Origin of the sequence: uncultured Stenotrophomonas sp. (assembly GCF_963519925.1) — a bacterium.
Lineage (GTDB): Bacteria > Pseudomonadota > Gammaproteobacteria > Xanthomonadales > Xanthomonadaceae > Stenotrophomonas > Stenotrophomonas maltophilia_AE.
Genome location: NZ_CAUQPH010000208.1, coordinates 1 through 4,411, shown reverse-complemented (window position 1 = coordinate 4,411; position 4,411 = coordinate 1). Strand labels below are relative to the sequence as shown.

Genomic DNA, 4,411 nt, shown 5'->3' with positions numbered 1-4,411 from the left:
CACCGGCGGGGCCTCGGCCAGGCGCGCCTGCAGCGCTTCCAGCGGGACCCGCGCACGGCGCTCGGCCACTTCTTCGGCCTTGCGGGCCAGGATGGTCTCGAGGATGTCGCTCTTGTCGCTCATGTCGTTCGGGGTCCTTCAGGCCGGCCATTATCGGCCAGCCCACAGCAAAGCGTGAAATCGGGCTCAGCCCGCGCGGCGGATGCGCTGAGTCGCATCCACGTAATCCTGCATGCGCTGGCGTGCGCTGCCGTCGGCGATGGCCGCACGGGCGCGGGCCAGGCCGTCCGCAATGCTGCTGGCCACCCCGGCCACGTACAGCGCGGCGCCGGCGTTGAGCGCCACGATATCCAGCGCCGGCCCCGCTTCGTTGTCGAGCACCCCCAACAGCATGGCGATCGATTCCTCCGGGCCGCCGACTTTCAGGTTGCGGCTGGCCGACATGGCAATGCCGAAATCCTCCGGATGGATTTCGTATTCACGCACCTTGCCGTCGCGCAGCTCGCCGACCAGGGTACCGGCGCCGAGCGAGATCTCATCCATGTTGTCACGGCCCCACACCACCATGGCGCGCTCGGCCCCCAGCTCGCGCAGCACGCGCGCCTGGATACCGACCAGGTCCGGATGGAACACACCCATCAGCACGTTGGTGGCACCGACCGGGTTGGTCAGCGGACCGAGGATGTTGAAGATCGTGCGCACGCCCATTTCGCGCCGCACCGGCGCCACTACCTTCATGGCGGGGTGATGCATCGGCGCGAACATGAAGCCGATGCCGGTTTCACTGATCGCGCGGGCCACCTCCTCCGGACGCAGTTCGATGATCGCGCCCAGCGCTTCGACCGCATCGGCGCTGCCGGACTTGGACGATACGCTGCGGTTGCCGTGCTTGGCGACCTTGGCCCCGGCGGCGGCCACCACGAACATCGCGCAGGTGGAGATGTTGAAGGTATGCGAGCCATCGCCACCGGTACCGACGATATCGATCAGGTGGGTGCGGTCTTCAACCGGCACGGCCAGCGCCAGCTCGCGCATCACCGTGGCCGCGCCCGCGATCTCGCCGACGGTTTCCTTCTTGACCCGCAGGCCGGTGAGGATCGCGGCGGTCATTACCGGCGACACCTCACCGCGCATCACCTGGCGCATCAGGTCGACCATCTCGTCGAAGAAGATCTCGCGGTGTTCGATGGTGCGTTGCAGGGCTTCCTGGGGGGAGAAGGTCATGTGGATTCCTTTGCAGTACGGATGCGGCGCCTCAGCGCTGCAGGAAGTTCTTCAGCAGGGCGTGGCCGTGCTCGGTGAGGATCGATTCGGGATGGAACTGCACGCCTTCCACTGGGTACTCCCGGTGGCGCAGGCCCATGATCTCTTCCATCGACCCGTCCTCGTTCTCGGTCCAGGCCGTGACTTCCAGGCAGTCCGGCAGCGTGGTCTTGTCGACCACCAGCGAGTGGTAGCGGGTGGCCTGGTAGCGGTCCGGCAGGCCGGCAAACACGCCCTTGCCTTCGTGCCGGATCGGCGAGGTCTTGCCGTGCATGATGGTGCCGGCGCGGATGACATCGCCGCCGTACACCTGGCCGATGCCCTGGTGGCCCAGGCACACGCCGAGGATCGGCGTGGTCGGCCCCAGCCGCCGGATCAGCTCCAACGACACGCCCGCTTCGTTGGGCGTGCACGGGCCGGGCGAGATCACGATGCGCTCGGGCGCGAGCGCGGCGATCTCATCGACGCTCAACGCGTCATTGCGCACCACCTTCACTTCGGCGCCCAGCGTCTGCAGGTACTGCACTAGGTTGTAGGTGAAGCTGTCGTAGTTGTCGAGCATCAACAACATGATCAGGATCCGTCTTTGATGAGGAAAATGGCGTACACGTTTTCGGTGTACGTGATGGGGGCGGCGGCGAGCAGTTCGCCCACCGCGGCGGGCGCGAGGGCGCGGCTGCCCGTGACCTGCACTCGATCCAGCGAGCGGCCTTCGGCGTAGTCCTCACGGTCCGGTGCGCCGGGCGCGGTTGGCCAGGTGCCTGCCTGGACACCGTAGGCGAAGCTCGGAGCCACGTCGGAGATGCTGTACAGCCCGGTGATCCGCGCGCCATAGGCGTCGGCGAGCCCCTTGGCCGACGCACGCGTCTGTGCCGCCGCTTCGGCCTTGAGCTCGGCACGCACGCGGGCTGCGCCGGAGTAGGTCGGCGTGGCGGTGCTCACCTGTACTTCGCGACTGGCTTTCAATTCGCCGAGAAAAGCCTGCAGGGCCTGGGCGGTCGGGAACGCGGCTTCGAGGTCGCGGCTTACGGCCGTGCCTTCAAAAACGTCCTTGCCGTCGTCGTAGCGCGTGGACGGCTCGATGCTGAGATTGTCAGCGCGCACCGTATCGGCGATGGCGCCATGCTGGGTAAACAGCTGCATCACCCGCTCGCTGTTGGCCTGCACGCGCTTTCGGGCGATATCGGTCTGCATGTCCACCGACTCCAGCGCTATCTTCACCACGAAACGGTCTGGCAGCACGGTGCGGCTGGCGTTCCCCTTGACCAGCAGGTGCGGTTCGGACGGAACGGTATTGGCCTGCGCCCACGCGCTCGGGGCCACCATGGCCAGTGTCGACGACAGCAGCAGTGCGTGCAGCAGCTTCATGCGGTTGATCCTTGTCGGGTGATGGATGCAGCGAACGCCGTGGCCCCAGCCACGGCACGAAAACGTCACAGGCCCTTGGCGGCCTGGGCGACGGCACGGAACAGCGCGCGGCCCTTGTTCATGGTCTCGTCCCATTCCTTGCCGGGGTCCGAGTCGTAGACGATGCCGGCACCGGCCTGCACGTGCAGGCGGCCGTCCTTGATCACCGCGGTACGGATGGCGATCGCGGTGTCGGCATCGCCGTGCCAGCCGATGTAGCCGATGCTGCCGGCGTACACGTTGCGCTTGATCGGTTCCAGTTCGCGGATCACTTCCAGCGCGCGGATCTTCGGCGCGCCGCTGACCGTGCCGGCCGGGAACGTGGCGCGCAGCACATCGGCATAGCTCAGGCCGGGCTGCAGCTGCCCGGTGACTTCGCTGACGATGTGCATCACATGGCTGTAGCGTTCGATCACGAACTGCTCGCCCACTTCCACCGTGCCGGCCCTGGAGACGCGGCCCGCATCGTTGCGGCCCAGGTCGATCAGCATCAGGTGCTCGGCGCGTTCCTTCGGGTCGGCCAGCAGTTCGGCTTCCAGTGCGTTGTCTTCTTCCACCGTGGCGCCGCGCGGGCGGGTTCCGGCGATCGGGCGCACGGTCACTTCACCATCCTGCAGGCGCACCAGGATTTCCGGCGAGGAGCCGACCACCTGCACGTCGCCGGTGTCGAGGAAATACATGTACGGCGACGGATTCAGCGCGCGCAGCGCACGGTACACATCCACCGGGCGGGCCTTGAACGGCACGCTCAGGCGCTGGCTCAGCACCACCTGGAAGATGTCGCCGGCGCGGATGTATTCCTTGGATTTGTCCACCGCCGCAATGAAACCTTCGCGGGTGAAGCCGGACACGAAGTCGTTTTCGTCCAGTACGTCGCGGGTGATGGGCGCCGGATAGCCCGCGCCGGGCGCGCGGAGCTTGGCCACCAGACCGTCCAGCCGCGCCTGTGCCTCATCCCATGCGCCGGGCTGGCCCGGATCGGCGTGGACGATCAGGTAGAGACGGCCCTTGAGGTTGTCGAACACCGCCAGCTCTTCCGAGTGCAGCAGCAGGATGTCCGGCGTACCCAGCTCATCGCGGCCGCGCGGCGGGGCCAGGCGCGGTTCGATATAGCCGATGCACTCGAACCCGAACCAGCCCACCAACCCGCCGGTGAAGCCCGGCAGGCCGGCCAGCTTGGGCACCGAATGGGCGCTGCGCAGCGCCTCGACTTCGGTGAACGGGTCGGCCACGTCACGGGTTTCCACCACCTGCCCAGCTTCGCTGACGGTCAGGGTGTGGCCGTGGAAGGCGTACACGCGGCGGGCCGGCAGGCCGATGATGGAGTAGCGCCCGAAGCGTTCGCCGCCTTCGACCGATTCGAACAAATAGGTGTGCGGGCCGTCGGCGAGCTTCAGATAGACCGAAAGCGGCGTGTCCAGGTCGGACAGCACTTCGCGGACGACGGGGATGCGGGTGTGGCCTTCAGCGGCCTGCTGCTGGAACTGCTCGAGCGTGATCAAGACGACTTTCCTTCCGGGAAACGGCGGTGGCGGGACGGACGACGGCAACAGGCCACCATCGCCAACCACGGCGAGCGGAAGAAAGGGTATGCGGGGTCGTCAGAATGGACACCCGGGGACTGTACCGCATTGGCGGCACCGGATGGAACCCGGGCCGGGGCAGCCCAATGGACAAAAGCCTCAGGCCGGAGGTAGCGCCGACTGTTAGTCGGCTGCTTGACCGGGCAGCCGACTAACAG

At 67.0% G+C, this 4,411-nt stretch carries 4 protein-coding genes and 1 pseudogene; all 5 read right to left on the bottom strand.

Going from position 1 to position 4,411, the window contains the following annotated elements:
- A pseudogene (gene trpC / locus RWO33_RS19405) lies at positions 1-123 on the bottom strand (indole-3-glycerol-phosphate synthase TrpC); the annotation flags it as partial.
- Between the two features lie 63 nt (positions 124-186).
- On the bottom strand, positions 187-1,224 hold the full coding sequence (gene trpD / locus RWO33_RS19400) for an anthranilate phosphoribosyltransferase (protein WP_145478921.1): 1,038 nt from the start codon (positions 1,222-1,224) through the stop codon (positions 187-189).
- 31 nt (positions 1,225-1,255) lie between these two features.
- The gene (locus tag RWO33_RS19395; protein WP_314107004.1) at positions 1,256-1,834 is read right to left on the bottom strand and encodes an aminodeoxychorismate/anthranilate synthase component II; all 579 of its coding nucleotides are present in this window, start codon (positions 1,832-1,834) and stop codon (positions 1,256-1,258) included.
- A 2-nt stretch (positions 1,835-1,836) separates the two neighbouring features.
- The gene (locus RWO33_RS19390; RefSeq protein WP_314107001.1) at positions 1,837-2,631 is read right to left on the bottom strand and encodes an SIMPL domain-containing protein; all 795 of its coding nucleotides are present in this window, start codon (positions 2,629-2,631) and stop codon (positions 1,837-1,839) included.
- 65 nt (positions 2,632-2,696) lie between these two features.
- Positions 2,697-4,172, bottom strand: a complete 1,476-nt coding sequence (gene trpE / locus RWO33_RS19385; RefSeq protein WP_314107000.1) for an anthranilate synthase component I — start codon at positions 4,170-4,172, stop codon at positions 2,697-2,699.
- Between the last annotated feature and the right edge of the window lie 239 nt (positions 4,173-4,411).